Genomic DNA, 18,801 nt, shown 5'->3' on the forward strand with positions numbered 1-18,801 from the left:
GCATGGCCGAGCCCCGCTCGCTGACGCCGACGCAGGCGCGGCGCCTTCGGCTGGCGTCGCAGCGCCTGCTCGGCTCGGAGCTCTCGCCCGCGGAGGTCGTGCGCCGCTTCGTCGCGATGCAAGGGCAGGACCTCGCGGCCGTGCTGCGCGCGATCGCGATCCGCTCGGCGCCCGGCACGACGCTCGCCGACGTGCGCGCCGCGTTCGACGCGGGGCTCCTCGTGCGCTCGTGGGCGATGCGCGGCACGCTCTTCGTCGCGTCGCCCGACGACCTCGCGGTGCTGCACGCCGCGACGGGCGAGCGGTTGCGCCGGCAGGAGTGGCGCATGTGCGCCCGGCGCGGCATCGACGAGGCGACGGCCGAGCGCGCCGCCGAGGTGCTCGTCGCGGAGCTCGCGGCCGGCCCCACCCGCCGCCGCTCGATGCTCGAGGCGTGGGAAGCGGCCGGCATCGGCACGGCGGGCGGCAACGGCTACCACCTGCTCGCGCTCTGCGCCTACGACGGGCTCGTGCGCTTCGGCCCCTTCGAGGGCGACGAGCAGCTGCTCGTCGGGGGAGCGCCGCCCGAGATCGCCGACCCCGACGCGGCGGTCGACGCCGCGCTCGAGCGCTTCGCGATCGCCCGCGGCCCCGTGCGGGCCGACGACGCCGCGTGGTGGCTCGGGGTCGCGAAGCGCCCGGTGCGCGCCGCGCTCGAGCGCGCGAGCGCACTCGAGCGGGTGCGCGTCGGGAGGGACGAGCTGCTCGTCGAGGCCGGCGCCGAACCCGTCGGCCGCGCGGGCGTCACGCTCGTGCCCGCGTTCGACGAGTGGCTGCTCGGCTACGAGGGGCGCTCGCGCGACGTGAGCGAAGCGGTGCTGCGCGCCGCGGTGCCGGGCGGCAACGGCGTCTTCCGCCCGCTCGTGCTCGTCGACGGCGTCGCGGTCGGCACCTGGCGCATCCCCCTCGTGCGCGGCCGCGCGGGCGAGCCGATCCTCGAGCTCGTCGAGCCGGTGGCGGACCGCACCCGCGCGGCGATCGAGCGGGCGCTGGAGCGCTGGCCGCACCGCTGACGCGGCTCAGCTCTCGAGCGCTCCCCGCCACAGGCTGTCGCCCGAGTGCGTCGGGTCGCCGTCGAACGGCTCGACCGACACGTCGACGATCGGGAACGCGTCGAGGTCGAGGCCGCCCGGCAGCGCGAGCTGCGTCGTCGAGGCGTCCATGACGCCGAGGCTCACCATCTGCTGCGCGTCGGGGTCGAGCAGCCACACGTCGAGGTAGCCGTCGACCTCGGGCAGCTCGTCGACGTCGACGACGAGCAGCCGCTGGCCGTCGCGCTCGACGACCTCGGCGCGAGCGGCCTCGACGGTCGTCGCGAGCGGGTCGAGCGTCGCCTCGGCGACGTTCGTCGCGCGCGGCTCGCCGCCGAGCTGCGTCACGACGAGCACGGCGATGCTCGCGGCGGCCGCGGCCGAGGCGAGCGAGGCGGCGACGAGCGCGCCGGCGCCGAAGCGGCGACGCCGGCGGGCGACCTCGATCGAGGTCACGGGAGCGCCGGTCGAGGCCTCCTCGGGGCGCGCGGGGGAGAGGGCGGATGCGTCGCTCGCGCCCGTCGGTGCGGCGGGCGTCGCGCTCGGCTCGTCGAGCTCCGCCGCGATGCGGTCCCACAGTCCCGCGGGCGGCGCGGCCGGCACGACGTCGGCGGCGCGGACGCGCTGCGCCGCGGCGCGGAACGCCGCGATCTCGGCGCTGCACGCGGCGCACTCGGCGGCGTGCTCGCCGCCCTCGACGGCCTCGCCGAGGGCGAGCGCGACGAGCGACTCCTCAGGCAGATGCTGCATGCGACTCCTCCCATCGGTCTCGCAGCCGTCGCAGTCCTCGCGACAGGTGGCTCTTCACGGTGCCGGCCGGCATGGCGAGGCGCTCCGCGATCCAGGCGGTCGAGCGATCCTCGACGACAGCGAGCCGCACGATCGTGCGGGCCGGCTCGCCGAGCCGCTCGAGCTCCTCCTGCACCGTCAGGGCGTCCTCGACCGCGTCCGACACCGGATCCCCCTCACCGACCTCGAGCGCCCCGTGCAGCGTCTCCGGGTCGACGGCGAGCTCGCTCGCGGAGCGGGAGCGCCAGTGGTCGGCGATCCTGCGGCGCGCGATCGCGACGATCCACGCCCCCAGGGGTCCCGCATCCGGGTCGTACGAATCGCGCGATCGCCACACCGAGACGAAGGTCTGCTGCACGACGTCCTCGGCGTCGTGCGGCGCCATCGCGCGGCACGCGATCGCGTAGACCATGCCGCCCCAGCGCTCGTACGCCTGGCGCAGCGCTTCGGGGGAAGGATCCTGGGCGAAGGCCCTGGAGAGGCGCTCCGCCTCCACCGCCTCCTCGCTCGACACGGCCAGAACGTATCACCCCTCGCGCTCGGTCACGGCGCATCGGGCACTGCCGTGACGACGATGTTGTCCTCGTAGGCCCCGGCCGCGGCATCCCACTCGCCGCCGCACGTGATGAGCCGCACGAGCGGGTCGCCGTCGCGCGCGAAGATCGCGTCGAGCGGCAGCTGGTCCTTCGAGAACCGCTCGACGGCGACGATGCGGAAGCGCAGGTCGGCGCCCGAGGCGGTCGCGACCTCGACGCTCTCGCCGGCGCGGGCGTTCAGCAGCTCGGCCATCGGCGCGCGGCCGCGGTCGCTGTCGACGTGGGCCGAGAGCACGGCCGAGCCGCGATCGGCGCCGGGCGCGGGACCGAAGCGGTACCAGCCGACCTCGCGCACGAGCTCGGGCACGTCCATCTGGCCGTCCTCGCGCACCCCGACGGGGATGACCTCGAGGTCGATGCCGACCGACGGCACCTGCACGCGGGTCGGGGCGTCGACCACGGCCTGGTCGGCGCCGATCGACGCGTCGCGGGCGCCGACCGCGGTCGGCACGGGGGCGGCGGTCGACGCCGCATCGGGAAGGGTGGATGCGCTCGGCGCGCTCGTGGGGGTCGGCTCGGCCATCGGCGTCATCGACGCCGTCGGCGAGGCCGGCTCGAGCGAGTCGGGCAGCAGGAGCCACACGCCGATCGCGGTGGCCGCTGCTGCGACGATCGCGGCGAGCACGGCTGCCGGCCGCCACGCGCGCCGAGCGGGCTCCCGCCGCGGGGGGCGCGGAGGGAGCCCGTCGGTGGTGCGCATGTCAGCCGCGCTGCTTCGCGAGCTGCTGCTGCCGCACCGCGATGGTGGTGAGGCCGAGCGCGCCGGCGAGGGCGAGCAGGAGCGCGAGGGCCGAGGGCGACGCCGCGCCGCCGTTGCCCGAGGGGACGCCGCTCGGGGCGCTGTGCGCCTCGACGGTCTGCACCGCGAGCGCGAGGTTGCCGTCGGCGGCCGAGCCCCACGCGGTCACGATCGTGTGGACGCCCTCGGCGAGCTCGAGCTCGGCCGGTCCGATCGCGACGTCCGTCGTGCCCGCGAGCACGACATCCGCCGACACCGTGCCGGCCGTCGTGACGAGCGAGGCCTCGTTCGGGTTCGTGAGGCCAGGAGCCACGACCGTCTCGTTCGCGCGGATGTCGACCGCGGGAGCGGCGGCGAGGTGGCGGACGGTGAGGCGAGCCTCGCCGGCGGCGACGGGCTCGGTGCTGTTCGCGAAGGCCGCGAGCGCGGGCTCGCCGGCCTCGGTCAGGTGCGCGTAGAGCGTGAGGTTGGCGTTCGCGGGCACCTCGACGCCCATCGCCTCGATCGCGGGCTCGGCGGTGTCGGGCGTGCCGCCGTCGGCGAAGACCTGGATGTCGTAGCTGCCGGCGGGCAGCATCATCGGGTCGGTGAGCGTGCCCGGGGCGAAGTCGCTGATGGCTTCGTCGCCGTTGATGAAGACGTCGACCGTGAGGCCGGGCACCCCGTGCAGGACCGACACGGTCGAGTCGCCCTCCGCGGCGAACGCCGGGGCGCCGCCGACCGTGGCGAGAGCGAGAGCGGCGCCGGCGCCGATCGCGAGCTTGCGCTTCATGGTGTTCTCCTTGATCTCGGTTCGGGCACTCGGTGCGCCCTCTCTGCCCCCATATCGGCGCGGACCCCGCCTTCGGTTGCAGGTACTTCGAAATCGAACATCCCGGGCGTGTCGCGCCGCCTCGGCGCTGTGGAGAGCGCCCGCGCGCCCCGCTCGGTCGCGGCTACCGTGACCCCGTGCCGAGCGCCACCACCGCACCGCCCGTACGCCTCAGGAGGGTCGACGCGCTCGGCGTGCCGCTCGCGCTCGTGGCCGCGTGGACGGCGGTCGCCGCCGGGCTCGACGCCGTCGCGGCCGTGGCGCTCGCCGCTGCCGCGCTCGCCGCGCCGCTGCTGTGGCGCGTCGATGTCGCCGAGCACCGGCTGCCGAACGCCGTGACGCTCCCGCTCCTGCTCGTCGCGGCGACCGCCGGGGCCGCCCGGCTCGCCGCGGGCGATCTCGCTCCGCTCGCGGCGCTCGTGAGCGCGGGCGTACTGCTCGCGATGGCGCTCGCGGGCGGCATGGGGATGGGCGACGTGAAGCTCGGCGCGGCGCTCGCGCTCGCGGCCTCGACGCTTGGGTGGACCGTCCCGCTCGCCGCACTCGCCGCATCCGTCGTCGTGGGCGGCCTCGCCGGCGTCGTCGCGCTCGCCGCCGGTCGTCGGTCGCTCGCATTCGGGCCGTCGCTGCTCGCCGGCCACGCGCTCGCGGCCGTGCTCCTCGGGGCGCCCGGCGCAGTGTGACGATCCGTGACGCCCCGGCTGGCGGCCGGTGCTGTCTGATTCCTAGCGTTGGGGGAGTCCCATCCCACGAAGGAGTCCGCCCATGTCCACCCGACGCATTCGCCCGTTCGCCATCGCAGGCTCGCTCGGCCTCGCCGCCGCCCTCGTCGGCTGCAGCGCGAGCGCCGGTGCCGGCGACGCCGCCGCGGCCCTCGGCTCGGCCGACAACCCCGTGCAGCTCGGCGTCGTCGGCGCTTCCGAGCCCTACTGGGCCGCCTACGAGGAGGCCGTCGAGGCCGAGGGCATCGAGCTCGACATCGTCGACTTCACCGACTACAACCAGCCGAACCCCGCCGTGAGCGAGGGCGAGCTCGACATCAACCAGTTCCAGCACATCATCTACCTCGCGAACTACAACGTGCAGGCGGGCGACGACCTGCAGCCGATCGGCTCGACCGCGATCTACCCGATCGGGCTCTACTCCGACAAGTACGCGTCGCCCGACGAGATCCCCGACGGCGCCGAGGTCATCGTGCCGAACGACGACACGAACCAGGCGCGCGGGCTGCTCGTGCTGCAGTCGGCCGGGCTCGTCGCGCTCGAGGGCGGCGGGAGCCCCTACTCGACCGTCGCCGACGTCATCCAGGAGGAGTCGCGCGTGACCGTGCGCGCCGTCGATGCCGCGCTCACCGCGACGTCGCTGCCCGATGTCGCCGCGGCGATCATCAACAACGACTTCATCACCGACGCGGGCCTCGCGCCCGAGGACGCGATCGCGCAGGACGACCCGAACGACCCCGCGGCCGCGCCCTACATCAACATCTTCGCCACGACGGCCGAGAACGCCGACGACGAGGTGCTGAACCGCCTGGTCGAGATCTACCAGACGAACGAGGACGTGCAAGCGGGTGCGCTCGAGGCCTCGGGCGGCTCGGGCATCTTCACCGTCACGCCGAAGGCCGACCTGCAGGCCGCGCTCGAGGCCGTGCAGGCGGAGCTCGAGCAGCGATAGCCGACGGCGCGGGGTGGGGGCCGACTCGGTTCCCGCCCCGCTCCTGCACCACGAGCGAGAGGAAGCGGCATGGCCGAGCACATCGTGATCGACCGGGTCTCGAAGCGGTTCCCGTCCGCCAAGCGCGGCGGCGACGAGATCGTCGCGGTCGATGACGTCTCGCTGCGCATCGAGCAGGGCGAGATCTTCGGGATCATCGGCTACTCGGGTGCCGGCAAGTCGACGCTCGTGCGGCTCATCAACCAGCTCGAGCCCGTCTCGAGCGGCCGGATCACGATCGGCGACGTGCCGATCACCGAGCTGCGCGGCCGGCGGCTGCGCGAGCAGCAGACCGGCATCGGCATGATCTTCCAGCGCTTCAACCTGCTCACCTCCCGCACTGTCGCCGGCAACGTCGGCTACCCGCTCGAGGTCATCGGCGTCGCGCGCGCCGAGCGCCGGCGGCGGGTCGCGGAGCTGCTCGAGTTCGTCGGGCTCGCCGGCCGCGCCGACGCCTATCCCGAGCAGCTCTCGGGCGGGCAGCAGCAGCGCGTCGGCATCGCGCGCGCCCTCGCGACGAATCCGCAGGTGCTGCTCGCCGACGAGGCGACGAGCGCGCTCGACCCCGAGACGACCGTCGAGGTGCTCGACCTGCTCGCGCGCGTCAACCGCGAGCTCGGCGTGACGATCGTCGTGATCACGCACGAGATGGAGGTGATCACGCGCATCGCCGACCGGGTCGCGGTCATGGAGGAGGGCAGGGTCGTCGAGGTGGGCGCGACCTACGACGTCTTCACCCGTCCCGCGACGAGCGTCGCGAAGCGCTTCGTGCAGACCGTCGTGCGCGCGCTGCCGGCCGGCGACGAGCTCGAGCAGCTGCGCGCGAAGCACGAGGGCCGCCTCTTCACCATCTCCTTCACCGACGAGGGCGCCTCCGAGGCGCGCGTGTTCTCGGCACTCGCGAAGGCCGGCGTCGACTTCAACCTCGTCCACGGCGGGGTCGACGACATCCAGGGCCGCGTCTACGGGCTGCTGACGATCGCGGTGCGCGGCGACGCGGACGCCGTCGCGTGGGCGCTGCAGCAGGTCGGCGGCGGCGTGCGGGTGGAGGAGCAGCGATGAACGAGCTCGCGAGCATCCTCCCCACGCTGCTCGAGCAGACCGGGATCATGCTGTGGATCGTGGCGGTCTCGCTCATCTTCGGCGGGCTCGGCGGGCTCGTGATCGGCACGGGCCTCTACGTCACCCGGCGCGGCGGCATCCTGCAGCAGCCCGTCGTCTGGTGGGTGCTGAACGTGCTCGTGAACACGTTCCGACCCATCCCCTTCATCATCTTCCTCGCGGCGATGCAGCCGATCGGGCGCCTCGTCGTCGGCAAGGGCATCGGCACCGAGTACGCGATCTTCGCGATCGCGCTCGCCGCGACCTTCGGCATCGCGCGCATCGTCGAGCAGAACCTCGTGTCGATCCCGACGGGCGTCATCGAGGCGGCGCGCTCGACCGGCGCGAGCCCCTGGCGCATCATCCGCACCGTCATCCTCCCCGAGGCGCTCGGGCCGCTCGTGCTCGGCTACACCTTCGCGGTCATCGCGATCGTCGACATGTCGGCGGTCGCGGGCCTCGTCGGCGGCGACGGGCTCGGCAACTACGCGATCACCTACGGCTACCGCCAGTTCGATCCGCTCGTGACGTGGTCGGCGCTGCTCGTGATCGTCGTGGTCGTGCAGCTCATCCAGGTGCTCGGCAACTGGCTCGCGCGCCGCATCATGCGGCGCTGAGAGCAGCCCTGCGTCAGCAGCGGGCGGCGCGCGCGTCAGGCGGGCGGATGCGTGAGGTCGGCCGCGTAGGCGAGCACCGATCGGCGGTAGAGCGGCAGCGTCGGCGCGAGCGCTTCGAGCGCGATGCGCAGCGCCTCGTCGTGGCGGCCGGCGCCATGGAGCGCGAGCGCGAGGAACGCCTCGCGCGCCGCCCCCGTCGAGGGGTGCGACGGCGCGGCCTCGAGCATCGCGATCGCCTCGTCGACGTGCGCGAGGTTGCGCAGCGTCGAGGCGTGCTGGATGACGAGCTGCGCGGCCCTCGCGGGATCGGCCTCGGCGAGCCCCGCGTCCGCGGCCGCGCGGTAGAGCACGTCGGCCTCCGCCTCGAGCCCCGCCGCGTCGTGCGCGCCCGCGAGCTCGAAGAGCCCGACCGCGGCGACCGGCGCGCGCTCGGCGAGCGCGGCCATCGGCGCGAGGCGCGCCTCGTCGTCGAGCGACGCGTCGTCCCACAGCGCCGCGACCTCGTCCTCCCAGGCCGCGGTCGACGCATCCGTCATGCCGCGACCTCGGCGTCGAGCGCGACGATCTCGAGCCCCGTGTGGTGGGCCGCGAACGCGAGCTGGTCGGCGAACTCGAGCGCCGCGGCGTCCTTGGGCTTGCCCATGCCGTGCCCGGCGCGCGTGTCGACCGAGAGCAGCACGGGCGCATCCGCCCCCGTCGCCGCCTGCGCGCGCTGCAGCTCGGCCGCGAACTTGAAGGAGTGCGCGGGCACGACGCGGTCGTCGTGGTCGCCGGTCGTGATGAGCGTCGGCGGGTAGGCGATGCCCTCGCGCACGTTGTGGAGCGGCGAGTAGGCGCGCAGGTACGCGTGCGCCTCGGCCTCGTCGGGGTCGCCGTAGTCGCTCGCCCACGCCCAGCCGATCGTGAAGCGGTGGTAGCGCAGCATGTCGAGCACGCCGACGCCCGGCAGCACCGCCGCCCAGAGGTCGGGGCGCTGGGTGAGCGCCGCGCCCGCGAGCAGGCCGCCGTTCGAGCGGCCGTGCAGCGCGAGCTGCTCGCGCGTCGTCACGCCCGACTCGATGAGGTGCTCGGCGATCGCGAAGAGGTCGTCGAAGACCTGCTGCTTGCGCTCCTTCGTGCCGCCCTTGTGCCACTCGGAGCCGAACTCGCCGCCGCCGCGCAGGTTCGGCACGACGAGCACGCCGCCCGCGTCGACCCACGCGGCGAGCACGGCGCGGAAGGCGGGGTTCATGGGGATGTTGAAGCCGCCGTAGCCCCAGATGAGCGTCGGCCGCGGCGCGTCGCCCGCGTCGCCGTCGGGCCGCACGAGGAACGCCGGCACCTGCTGCCCGTCGCTCGAGGCGGTGCGGATGCGGTGGGTCACCGCGCGCGGCGCGGCCGGCCCGGGCGTCGGCAGCGTCCTGTGCTCGAGGAGCCGGGCGCCGTCGACCACGATCACGTGGCGCGTGCCGCGATCGACGAAGCTCGACGTGGAGGCGAAGACCGTGCCGCTGGCGCTCGACGACTCCGAGCCCGTGATCGAGACGCCCTCGCCGAGCGGCACCGCGTCGCCCAGCTCGCCGTCGAGGCTCGCGAGCTGCATGCGGTGGCTCGCGTCGTGCGAGTACTCGAGCACGAGCCCGCGCTCGGTGAGGCTCGCGTCGAGCAGCACGTCGTCGTCGTGCTCGGGCACGATCGTCGACTGCTCGCCCGTCGCGAGGTCGAAGGCGGCGAGCCGGTAGCGCGGTGCGCCCTCGTCGGTCACGGCGTAGAGCCGGCCGCCGTGGATGCCGATCGCGCTCCACTCGTGCTCGTGCCCCTCGACGAGCTGTCGGAGCGCATCCGCGCCCTCGTCGTGGCGGCGCACCGCGAGGTCGTTGCCGCTCGACGAGCCGGTGTCGGTCGAGAGCACGAACCACTCGTCGTCGCGCGGCCAGTGGCGTGCGAAGAGTCGCGGCTCCTCCGGGCGGGCGAAGAGCACGGCGTCGTCGTCGCCGGTCGCGACGTCGCGCACGCGGATGGTGCGCCAGTCGGAGCCGCCGTCGGAGACGCCGTAGGCGAGCAGCGCCCCGTCGGGCGAGACGCTCGCGACGTTGACGGCGACCGTGCCGTCGGCCGAGAGCGCGTTCGGGTCGAGCAGCACGCGGCCGTGCTCGAGCGCGTCGATCGAGTCGGCGACGACGAGCACGGGCTGGTTCTGCTCGCCGCCGTGCCAGGCGAAGACGCGGCCGCCGCGCTCCCACGGGCAGCCGCGCGTCGGTGCGGTCAGCAGCGCCGCGACGCGCTCGCGGAACGCCGACCGCGCGGGGAGCGCCGCGAGGATCGGCTCGGCGAACGCGTTCTGCGCCTCGATGAACGCGCGCGTCTCGGCGGAGTCGCCGTCCTCGAGCCAGCGGTAGGGGTCGGCGATCGCCTCCCCGTGGATCGTCTCGACCGTGCCGTCTCTTCTCACCTCGGGGTAGCGCATCCGGCCACCCTATGTCGGGCCTGGGTCGCTCGCGGCCCGCGTCGGCGTCAGCGCGCGAGGATGCGGCCGAGCGTGCGGGCGTAGTCCTCCTTGATGACGTCGTAGTGCGTCCACGACTCGAGGGCGCTCACCTGCTCGATGCTCCGCAGCTCCTCGATCACGTCGAGCAGGGGCGCGGACGCGGGCCCCGAGACCGTGGCGATGAAGTCGAAGACGCCGTGCGAGCGCGCCGCGAAGTCGATCGCCGACGAGCCGAGCAGGTAGTCGCGGATGGGCGCGGTGTCGCCGACCGCGGTGATGCCGATGCCGATCGCGAGCCGGTTGGGGGAGGGGCCGCCCGCCTGGATCGCCGAGATGCGCAGCACGCCCGCGTCGATCAGCCGGTGCACGCGCGCCCGCGCCGACGAGGGCGAGAGGTGCACCGCGTCGGCGAGCGCGCGGTAGCTCGCGCGGCCGTCCTGCTGCAGCTCCGCGATGAGCGCGCGATCGAGCGCGTCGAGCGCGACCTCGTCGCGGCGCTTCGAGACGAAGAACCCCTTGAGCACCTCGGCGTAGGTCGAGACGCGCACGCGCCGCACGCTCGGCAGCCGGCGCATGACGTCGAGCGCCTCGTGCAGCTCGGTCACGCTCCCGTGGCGCGACTCGACCACGAGGGGGAGCGCGCCGCTCGTCATCGAGACGAAGACGGCGTCGGGCAGCTCGGCCACGAGCTGCGCGACCGGTCGCACCGGCCCGTCGACCGCGAGCATCGTGTGCACGAGGACGTGGTGCCCGACGACGCCCGGGTCGAGCGCCGCGACGACGCGCAGCCCGTCGCGGTGCAGCCGCTGGAGCCGCTGCGAGACGAGGTCGCGGCTCGCGCCGACCGTCGCGGCGAGCTCGCTGATGCTCGTGCGGCCGTCCGCCTGGAGCGCGCGCATGAGCGCCGCGTCGATCCGGCTGCCGTCCCTCACGGCGTCCGATGCCATGCTCGCTCCTCATCGGTGTGCGAAGTCCGCGCATCTGCGGCGCGAGCGGCGCAGATCGCCGGTGCCCGCCATCGTACGTGACGCATCCTCGGCCGTCTGCCGCCCGCTCGCCCGCACATCATCGGTCTGCCCGGTGTCCTCGCCGCAGATCTGGGGTCGCGGCATCGCCGGGGCTGGCCTATCGTCATCGCATCGCCGCACGCAGTGCTGGCGCATCCACTGAGCGAGGGAGCTCTCATGACCACCGCCGCCGCGCACCCAAACACGCACCGTCGCGCGCTGAAGTCCGGCACCGCCGCCGCCGTCGGCACCACGATCGAGTGGTACGACTTCTACGTCTACGCGACCGCCGCCGCGATCGTGTTCCCGACCGTCTTCTTCCCCGACGCCGACCCCGCGATGGGGACGCTCGCATCCTTCGCGACCTACGCCGTCGCGTTCTTCGCCCGCCCGCTCGGCGGCATCATCTTCGGCCACGTCGGCGACCGCCTCGGCCGCAAGCCGGCGCTCACGATCACGCTGCTGCTCATGGGCATCGCGACCGTGCTCGTCGGCCTCGTGCCCGACTACAACACGATCGGCATCGCCGCGCCCATCCTGCTCATCGCGCTGCGCATCTGCCAGGGCCTCGCGGTCGGCGGCGAGTGGGGGGGCGCGAGCCTCATGTCGGTCGAGAGCGCCCCGCCGAAGTGGAAGACCTTCTACGGCGGCTTCACGCAGATCGGCAACCCGCTCGGCGCGCTGCTCGCGACCGGCGCGTTCTGGATCCTCGCCGCGATGGGCGACGACGTGCTCATGACGTGGGGCTGGCGCGTGCCGTTCCTCGCGAGCATCGTGCTCATCGGCGTGGGCCTCTGGGTGCGCTGGCGCGTCGAGGAGACGCCCGTGTTCGAGGAGAAGGTGCAGGAGCGCCAGCAGTCGACGCCGCTCGTCTTCGCCCTCAAGAACAACTGGTACCCGATGCTGCTCGGCTTCGGCATGGTGGGCATCGCCTCGGGCGGCTACTACCTCGCGACGACGTACGTGCAGAGCTACGCGACCTCGCCCGACGTCGGCCTCGACGCCGAGATCATCCTCGGCGCCATGACGGTCGCGTCGTTCGTCGAGGCGCTCGTGACGCTGCCGCTCGCCTACCTCGGCGACAAGTTCGGCCGCAAGCGCCTCATGTACCTCGGCATCGGCCTCTCGGTGCTGCTCATCGTGCCGCTCATCCTCGCGATCGGCGCGCACGAGGTCGCGCTCATCTACGTGCTCGTCTCGGCCATCCGCCTGACGATGAGCGGCACGTGGGCACCGCTGTCGGCGCTCATGTCGCAGATGTTCCGCCCGCAGTCGCGCTACACCTCGATGTCGCTCTCCTACGGCGTCGGCGCCGCGGTGTGGGGCGGCCTGTCGCCCGTCGTCGCCGCCGCGCTCTTCGCCGCGACCGGCAACATCTGGACGGTCATCGGGCTGTACGCCTTCCTCGGCCTCGTCGCGTGGGTCTCGACCGCGCTCGCGCCGCAGCACTCCGACGAGGCGCCCGTGACCAAGTCGTTCGAGCCCCGGCTCGACACCACCGCCATCCGCAACCCCAGGGAGCAGTGACGTGCGCCGCCTCGCGACCTTCGACGACCGGGACTCGCGCCCGACGATCATCACCGCCGACCGCATCCTGACGGTCGACGACGCGCAGCCCGAGGCGCGCGCGATGCTCACGGCCGGCGGCCGGATCCTCGCGATCGGCGAGGTCGCCGAGGTCGAGGCGGCCGCCGCGGGCATGGACGCCGAGCGCGTCGACCGGCCGGGGACCACCATCGTGCCGGGCTTCATCGACGCCCACGCGCATCCGCTCATGTACGGCCAGCTGCTCACCTGGATCGACGCGTCGCCCGCGAAGGCCGGCTCGATCCCCGAGATCGTCGAGCTGCTGCGCGAGGGCGCGAAGCGGCTGCCGGCCGGCGTGCCGATCCGCGGCTACGGCTACGAGCAGCGCAACCTCGCCGAGCGCCGCCACCCCACGCGGCACGAGCTCGATGAGGTCGCCCGCGACCGCGAGGTCTACATCATGAACGCCTCCGGCCACGGCGGCGTCGTGAACTCCTTCACGCTCGAGCGCTACGGCGTCACGCGCGACACGCCGAACCCCGAGGGCGGCGAGTTCTTCCGGGATGCGTCGGGCGAGCTCACGGGGGAGCTCTCGGATGCGGCGTGCAACGTCCTCACGGGCCTCCACGGCGTGAAGATCGGGCACCACGGCCCGAACTTCCACCTCGCCGACGAGCCCTCGGAGCACCAGCGGCAGCTCGACCTCGTGCAGCGCGAGTTCCTCGCCGGCGGCGTCACCGCGATCGGCGACGCGCAGGTGTCGAAGCGCGAGCTCGCCGCCTACCTCGAGATGGCCGATCGCGGTGCGCTCTCGATGCGCGTCTCGATGTACTTCCTCTCGCACCTGCTCGACCAGGTGATCGAGCTCGGCATCACCGGCCCGTTCGGCAACGCCTTCCTCTCGGCGACGGGCATCAAGCTCTACGCCGACGGCACGCTCGGCGGCTGGACGGCCTACTTCCCGGAGGGCTACGTCGGCGACCCGTGCCGCACGGGCCAGCTCTACCACGAGCCGGAGGAGTACGCCGGGCTCGTGCAGCGCGCGCACGCCGCGGGACTGCAGACCGCGACGCACGCGCAGTCGCCGACCGCGATCGCGATGGTCGTCGACGCGCTCGAAGTCGCGCTCGCCGAGCGGCCCGACGCCGACGCGCGCCACCGCATCGAGCACTGCGGTCTGCCCACCGAGGGCGACATCGCCCGCATGGCCGCCCTCGGCATCCGGCCCGTGAACCAGCCGCAGCACCACTACAACTGGGGCGAGGGCGTCGAGCAGGCGATCGGCACGCCCGGCGAGCGCTTCAACCCGCTCGGCGAGTTCGTCGCCGCGGGGGTGCCGGTGACGATCTCCTCCGACGCGCCCGTCGCCGAGCCGCGCCCGCTCGAGGCGATGCAGGCCGCCGTCACGCGCGTCACCCGACGCGGCACGAAGCTCGGCCCCGACGCGCTGCGGATCGACGCGGCGACGGCGCTGCGCGCCCACACGCTCGAGGGCGCCGTCTCGATCGGGCGGGAGCACGAGCTCGGCTCGCTCGCGGTCGGCAAGCGCGCCGACTTCGCGGTGCTCTCCGCCGACCCGCTCGCGGTGCCGGGGGAGGAGCTCGCGGCGATCCGCGTGCTCGAGACCTGGGTCGACGGCTCGGCGCGGTACTCGACGGAGCAGCCGTGACCACGAGCGCCGCGACCACGGTCGGCGGGGCCGTCATGGCGACGCTGCGCGCCTACGGGGTCGACACCGTCTTCGGCATCCCCGGCACGCACAACCTCGAGCTCTACCGCCCGTTCGCCGAGCTCGGCATCCGTCCCGTCACGACCCGGCACGAGCAGGGCGCGGGCTATGCCGCCGACGGCTGGTCGCAGCGCACGGGGCTGCCCGGCGTCGTCGTCACGACGAGCGGCCCGGGCCTCCTGAACGCGCTCTCGGCCGCCGGTACGGCGTTCGCCGAGTCGCGGCCGATGATCCTCATCGCGCCGGGCCCCGAGCGCGGCCGCGAGTTCGCCGACGCCGGCACGCTGCACGAGACGAAGGACCAGCTCGGCGCCGCGAGCGCGATCGTCGAGCGCGCCGTCCGCGCACAGTCGGCGGCGGAGGCCGTCGACGCGGTGCACGACGCCTTCGCCCGCTTCGCGACCGGCCGGCCGCGGCCCGTCTACCTCGAGCTGCCGCTCGACCTGCTCGCCGAGGAGGCGGGCCTGCCGGACGACGCGCTCGCACCGCGCGAGCCCGCGCCCCGACCCGCGATCGACGCGGGCCTCGTCGCAGCGGCCGCCGCGCTGCTGTGCGACGCGGCCGCCCCCGTCATCCTCGCGGGCGGCGGCTCGCGCGGCGCGCGCGACGAGCTGCGCGCCCTCGCCGAGCGGCTCGGCGCCCCGGTCGTCACGACGCTCAACGGGAAGGGCATGCTCGACGAGCGCCACCCGCTCTCGCTCGGTGCGAACCTCCGCCTCGCCGCGGCGCGCGAGCGGGCGCAGGGCGCCGACGTGCTGCTCGTCGTCGGCTCGAAGCTCGGCGAGGCGGAGCTGTGGGTCGACCGCCTCGAGGCCCGCGGCCGCGTCATCCGCGTCGATGTGCTCGAGTCGCAGCTGCAGCGCAACCAGGAGGCCGAGATCGGCATCGTCGGCGACGCGCGCGCCGTGCTCGCGGCCCTCGTTGCGGAGCTCGGCGAGGGCGAGCCGCGCGACGCCGCCGCGGAGGTCGCGGCGACGCTCGAGCGCGTGCGGGCCGAGTCGTTCGAGCTCTCGGCCGAGAACACCGCGATCGCCGAGGCGATCGCCGCGGCGCTCCCGGCCGACGCGATCGTCGCGACCGACTCCTCGCAGATCGCCTACTGGGGCCTCGTCAACGCGCTGCGCGCGAGCGAGCCCGGCACCGCGCTCTACATGGCGACCTACGCGACGCTCGGCTACGGCCTCCCCGCCGCGCTCGGCGCCCGCGTCGCGAGCCCCGAGCGGCCGACCTTCGCGGTCGTCGGCGACGGCGCGCTCATGTTCTCGGTGCAGGAGCTCATGACGATCGTCGAGCAGCGGCTCGACGTCACGGTCATCGTGGTCGACAACGGCGGCTACGCAGAGATCAAGCAGAACGAGCTCGACGCGGGGATCGCGCCCGTCGGCGTCGACCTCGCGCAGCCCGACTGGGCGAGGCTCGCGGATGCGTTCGGCGGCTCGGGCCGTCGGGTCACCGACGCCGAGGGGCTCGCCGAGGCCGTCGACGCGGCCGTCGCCGCGGGCGGGCTGCAGCTCATCCACATCGAGCAGGCGACGTTCGACGCCCGGCCGCGCGAGGCCGGAGGAGCAGGGGAGAAGGAATGACGACGCAGCTCACCGCCGAGGCGAAGGCGACCGCGCAGGCCTGGATCGACGAGCACCTCGAGCAGCTCACCGAGTGGCACACCCGCATCTGGGAGCTCGCGGAGCCCGCGTGGCGCGAGTACCGCTCGCAGCGCTGGTACGTCGAGCTGCTCCGCGGCGAGGGCTTCGAGGTCGAGGACGGCTCGGCCGGCATGCCGACCGCCTTCAGCGCCCGCTGGTCGAACGGCGAGGGCCCGACCCTCCTCACCTACGCCGAGTACGACGCCGTGCCCGGCAACAGCCAGGCGGCCTCGACGAGCGAGGAGCCGCGCGAGGGCCTGTCGCGGTTCGCGCCCGGCCACACCGACCCGCACTCGGCGCTCGGCATCTCGACGCTCGCCGGCGTGCTGGCGACGAAGCACGCGATGCAGCAGCACGGCATCGGCGGCACGCTCCACTACACGGGCGAGCCGGCCGAGAAGATGCACGGCTCGAAGGTCGTGCACGGCCTCCGCGGCTACTACGACGACGCCGACGCGATCGTCTCGTTCCACCCCTTCTACATGCTGCCGCTGTGCAACACCGCCCGCTGGGACACGCAGTGCGGCGCCTACTACTCGAAGGTGTACTCCTTCGTGTGCGACCACCCCGAGTCGTGGCAGCGCTCGAGCGCCGACCCGAACTCGCCCATCCCCGCGTCGCACTCCGCCGCGCGGGCGCCGGGCGCGAACGTCGCGCTCATGCAGATGTACACCGCCTCGCGCACGATGCTCGACTCGATGCTGCCCGCGACGGGCGGCTGGAGCTTCTCCGACGCGATCCTCACCGACGGCCAGGCGACCGCCGACAACCTGCCGCAGCGCGTCGCGCGCATCCAGTTCTCGTGGCGCACGCCCGACATCGAGATGGCCGAGCACATCCTCGCCGTGCTCGACCGCAACGCGCAGGCCGCGGCGATGATGGGCCACTGCGAGGTCGAGGAGCGCTGGGTCGCGCGCAGCCGCCCGGGCCGCACGAACCACGCGATGGCCGAGGTGCTCTACGCCAACCTCGAGGAGGTCGGCGCGCCGAGCTACGGCGCCGAGGCGATCGAGGTCGCGCAGGAGATCCAGCGGAGCCTCGGCCTCGAGCCGAGCGAGCGGCCGTTCCTCGCCGAGACCGAGCGGCTCATCGCGCCGCAGGAGGCGGAGCGGCTGCTCCGCGAGCACATGCCGGCGTGGCAGCGCAACTGGACGAGCGACGACTACGTCGAGATGTCGCACTACGCGCCGCTCGTGCGCTTCTACGTCTCCCGGCCCGCGCTGCAGCCGGTCGAGGGTGTCGGGCCCTACCCCGCGTGGGTCATGAACGCGCTCGGCGGCATCCCCGCGACGATCGCGCCGACGATCGTGACGGCCGGCAAGACGGTCGCCGGCACCTTCCTCGACCTGCTCACGCGGCCCGAGCTGCTCGCGGCGGCGAAGGCGGAGTTCGAGGAGCGCGTCGCGGCCAAGCCGATCCCTGCGCTCCTGCCCGCCGACTTCGAGCCGCCGATCGACCTCCCCTGGCCCGACTACGCGGGCGCCGGCGACGACCGTCGCTGGTGAAACCGGTACGAGAGAGGGGCACCCGCCGCGGCGGGTGCCCCTCATTCGTCTCGGGGCTGCTTACTTGGCAACGCCCGGGTGCGTCATCGAGAGCAGGTCGAGCGCCTTGTCGAGGTCGGCCTCGGTGAGCTCGCCGCGCTCGACGTAGCCGAGGTCGATGACCGCCTCGCGCACCGTGATGCCCTCCTTGACCGAGTGCTTCGCGATCTTCGCCGCGGCCTCGTAGCCGATGAGGCGGTTGAGCGGCGTGACGATCGAGGGGCTCATGCCCGCGAGCGCGGCGGCGCGCTCGACGTTGGCCTCGAGGCCCGCGATCGTCTTGTCGGCGAGCACGCGCGACGCGTTCGAGAGCAGCCGGATCGACTCGAGCAGCGCCGTGCCCATCACCGGGATCTGCACGTTGAGCTCGAACGAGCCCGAAGCGCCCGCCCACGCGATCGTCGCGTCGTTGCCGATCACGCGCGAGGCGACCATGAGCACGGCCTCCGGCACGACGGGGTTGACCTTGCCCGGCATGATCGACGAGCCCGGCTGCAGGTCGGGGATCGCGATCTCCCCGAGGCCCGTGTTGGGGCCCGAGCCCATCCACCGCAGGTCGTTGTTGATCTTCGTGAGCGACACCGCGATCGTGCGGAGCGCGCCGGATGCCTCCACGAGCGCGTCGCGGTTCGCCTGCGCCTCGAAGTGGTTGCGCGCCTCGGTGATCGGCAGCCCGCTCGACGCAGCGATCTCGGCGATGACCTTCTCGGGGAAGCCGAGCGGCGTGTTGATGCCCGTGCCGACGGCCGTGCCGCCCTGCGGCACCTCGGCGACGCGGGGGAGCGCCGCCTCGATGCGCTCGATGCCGTAGCGGATCTGCGCCGCGTAGCCGCCGAACTCCTGACCGAGCGTGACGGGCGTCGCGTCCATGAGGTGCGTGCGGCCGGGCTTGACGGCGTCGGCCCACAGCGCCGCCTTCTCCTCGAGCGCCTCGGCGAGGTGCGCGAGCGCCGGGATCGCCTGCTCGACGAGCGCGCCGGTGACGGCGATGTGCACCGAGGTGGGGAAGACGTCGTTCGATGACTGCGACGCGTTGACGTGGTCGTTCGGGTGCACGGGCTCGCCGCGGTGCTTCGAGGCAAGGGTCGCGAGCACCTCGTTCATGTTCATGTTCGAGGAGGTGCCGGAGCCCGTCTGGTACGTGTCGACCGGGAACTGGTCGTGGTGCGCACCGCCGATGACCTCGTCGGCCGCGGCGACGATCGCGTCGGCGATCGACGCCTCGAGGATCCCGAGGTCGCGGTTCGCGATCGCGGCGGCGCGCTTGATGCGCGCGAGCGCGACGATCTGCGCGGGCTCGAGGCCCGAGCCCGAGATGGGGAAGTTCTCGACGGCGCGCTGCGTCTGCGCGGCGTAGAGCGCGTGCTTCGGCACCCGCACCTCGCCCATCGTGTCGTGCTCGATCCGGTACTCGACGTCGTTCACTGCGCTGTGCCTCTCACTCGTGC

17 protein-coding genes are annotated in these 18,801 nt (G+C 73.8%); 9 read left to right on the top strand and 8 right to left on the bottom strand.

Translation table 11 applies throughout. The features are described 5' to 3' along the window. The first annotated feature begins 2 nt into the window (after positions 1–2). On the top strand, positions 3–1,052 hold the full coding sequence (locus tag H508_RS0109815) for a winged helix DNA-binding domain-containing protein (protein ID WP_026373928.1): 1,050 nt from the start codon (positions 3–5) through the stop codon (positions 1,050–1,052). A 6-nt stretch (positions 1,053–1,058) separates the two neighbouring features. On the opposite strand, the gene H508_RS0109820 is transcribed toward H508_RS0109815, so the two are convergent. Genes H508_RS0109820 through H508_RS0109835 form a run of 4 tightly spaced genes read right to left on the bottom strand, consistent with a single transcriptional unit; the run spans position 1,059 to position 3,966 of the window. Next, complete coding sequence (locus tag H508_RS0109820) at positions 1,059–1,820, bottom strand: anti-sigma factor (protein ID WP_026373929.1); 762 nt, start codon at positions 1,818–1,820, stop codon at positions 1,059–1,061. Beyond that, on the bottom strand, positions 1,804–2,373 hold the full coding sequence (locus H508_RS15695; protein WP_051223189.1) for an RNA polymerase sigma factor: 570 nt from the start codon (positions 2,371–2,373) through the stop codon (positions 1,804–1,806). The genes H508_RS0109820 and H508_RS15695 overlap by 17 nt, the downstream gene beginning before the upstream one ends. Positions 2,374–2,402: 29 nt before the next feature. Further along, positions 2,403–3,155: a class F sortase gene (locus H508_RS15700; protein WP_051223191.1), complete on the bottom strand. Its 753-nt coding sequence runs from the start codon at positions 3,153–3,155 to the stop codon at positions 2,403–2,405. 1 nt (position 3,156) lies between these two features. Next, entirely contained in the window at positions 3,157–3,966 is an 810-nt protein-coding gene (locus H508_RS0109835) for a DUF4397 domain-containing protein (protein WP_035254707.1), read from the bottom strand. A gap of 176 nt (positions 3,967–4,142) precedes the next feature. On the opposite strand from H508_RS0109835, the gene H508_RS15705 reads away from it, so the two are divergent. The 4 genes from H508_RS15705 (at position 4,143) to H508_RS0109855 (ending at position 7,436) form a co-directional block, all read left to right on the top strand. Continuing rightward, positions 4,143–4,688: a prepilin peptidase gene (locus H508_RS15705; RefSeq protein WP_169514176.1), complete on the top strand. Its 546-nt coding sequence runs from the start codon at positions 4,143–4,145 to the stop codon at positions 4,686–4,688. A gap of 82 nt (positions 4,689–4,770) precedes the next feature. Next, positions 4,771–5,679: a MetQ/NlpA family ABC transporter substrate-binding protein gene (locus H508_RS0109845; protein WP_026373931.1), complete on the top strand. Its 909-nt coding sequence runs from the start codon at positions 4,771–4,773 to the stop codon at positions 5,677–5,679. A gap of 69 nt (positions 5,680–5,748) precedes the next feature. Then, a complete protein-coding gene (locus H508_RS0109850; RefSeq protein ID WP_026373932.1) occupies positions 5,749–6,780 on the top strand; it encodes a methionine ABC transporter ATP-binding protein in 1,032 nt (343 codons plus the stop codon). Continuing rightward, positions 6,777–7,436 (top strand): methionine ABC transporter permease, encoded by a 660-nt coding sequence (locus tag H508_RS0109855; RefSeq protein WP_026373933.1) that lies wholly within the window; start codon positions 6,777–6,779, stop codon positions 7,434–7,436. Before H508_RS0109850 ends, H508_RS0109855 begins: the two co-directional genes overlap by 4 nt. A gap of 35 nt (positions 7,437–7,471) precedes the next feature. Here H508_RS0109855 and H508_RS0109860 read toward each other — a convergent pair whose 3' ends face one another. From H508_RS0109860 to H508_RS0109870, 3 genes are read right to left on the bottom strand one after another with little or no spacing between them, the layout of a single operon-like run. Beyond that, complete coding sequence (locus H508_RS0109860) at positions 7,472–7,972, bottom strand: tetratricopeptide repeat protein (RefSeq protein ID WP_026373934.1); 501 nt, start codon at positions 7,970–7,972, stop codon at positions 7,472–7,474. Then, the gene (locus H508_RS15710; protein WP_051223195.1) at positions 7,969–9,882 is read right to left on the bottom strand and encodes a prolyl oligopeptidase family serine peptidase; all 1,914 of its coding nucleotides are present in this window, start codon (positions 9,880–9,882) and stop codon (positions 7,969–7,971) included. Before H508_RS15710 ends, H508_RS0109860 begins: the two co-directional genes overlap by 4 nt. A gap of 47 nt (positions 9,883–9,929) precedes the next feature. After that, positions 9,930–10,850 carry an Lrp/AsnC family transcriptional regulator gene (locus H508_RS0109870; protein WP_051223197.1) on the bottom strand — a complete coding sequence of 307 codons (921 nt, stop codon included), beginning with the start codon at positions 10,848–10,850 and terminating at the stop codon, positions 9,930–9,932. 237 nt (positions 10,851–11,087) lie between these two features. On the opposite strand from H508_RS0109870, the gene H508_RS0109875 reads away from it, so the two are divergent. Genes H508_RS0109875 through H508_RS0109890 form a run of 4 tightly spaced genes read left to right on the top strand, consistent with a single transcriptional unit; the run spans position 11,088 to position 17,314 of the window. Further along, complete coding sequence (locus tag H508_RS0109875; RefSeq protein WP_026373936.1) at positions 11,088–12,437, top strand: MFS transporter; 1,350 nt, start codon at positions 11,088–11,090, stop codon at positions 12,435–12,437. A gap of 1 nt (position 12,438) precedes the next feature. Continuing rightward, entirely contained in the window at positions 12,439–14,106 is a 1,668-nt protein-coding gene (locus H508_RS0109880) for an amidohydrolase (RefSeq protein ID WP_026373937.1), read from the top strand. Continuing rightward, positions 14,103–15,749: a thiamine pyrophosphate-binding protein gene (locus H508_RS15715; protein ID WP_281168376.1), complete on the top strand. Its 1,647-nt coding sequence runs from the start codon at positions 14,103–14,105 to the stop codon at positions 15,747–15,749. Before H508_RS0109880 ends, H508_RS15715 begins: the two co-directional genes overlap by 4 nt. Continuing rightward, a complete protein-coding gene (locus tag H508_RS0109890; protein ID WP_026373938.1) occupies positions 15,746–17,314 on the top strand; it encodes a zinc-binding metallopeptidase family protein in 1,569 nt (522 codons plus the stop codon). Before H508_RS15715 ends, H508_RS0109890 begins: the two co-directional genes overlap by 4 nt. A gap of 60 nt (positions 17,315–17,374) precedes the next feature. On the opposite strand, the gene H508_RS0109895 is transcribed toward H508_RS0109890, so the two are convergent. Further along, the gene (locus tag H508_RS0109895) at positions 17,375–18,778 is read right to left on the bottom strand and encodes a class II fumarate hydratase (RefSeq protein WP_026373939.1); all 1,404 of its coding nucleotides are present in this window, start codon (positions 18,776–18,778) and stop codon (positions 17,375–17,377) included. Positions 18,779–18,801: the final 23 nt, after the last annotated feature.

Source organism: Agrococcus lahaulensis DSM 17612, from assembly GCF_000425105.1.
GTDB lineage: Bacteria > Actinomycetota > Actinomycetes > Actinomycetales > Microbacteriaceae > Agrococcus > Agrococcus lahaulensis.